This window comes from Thauera phenylacetica B4P (genome assembly GCF_000310225.1).
GTDB classification, from domain to species: domain Bacteria; phylum Pseudomonadota; class Gammaproteobacteria; order Burkholderiales; family Rhodocyclaceae; genus Thauera; species Thauera phenylacetica.
Window position 1 is genome coordinate 1 of record NZ_AMXF01000655.1, and the last position, 252, is coordinate 252.

At 74.2% G+C, this 252-nt stretch carries 1 protein-coding gene; it reads left to right on the top strand.

What is annotated here, in order from left to right:
• Positions 1–252, top strand: a 252-nt coding sequence (locus C667_RS24140) for a Mu transposase domain-containing protein (protein ID WP_004393909.1), incomplete at both ends; no start/stop codon positions are given.

Genomic DNA, 252 nt, shown 5'->3' on the forward strand with positions numbered 1-252 from the left:
TGCGAGGGCGCCGCCGGTGCGCGGCGCTGCCCCGAGGACGCCTCGATGACGGTGGCCGAGGCCTTCGCGGCCGAGCGCGAGCGCTTGCTCGCGCTGCCCGAGGCGCCGTTCCCGACCGACGAGCTGCGCGCGGTGTCGGCGGGCAAGACCCCGTACGTGCGCTTCGATCTGAACGACTACTCGATCCCCCACACCCATGTGCGACGCCCCCTCACCGTGTGCGCCGACCCGCTGCGGGTGCGCATCCTCGAC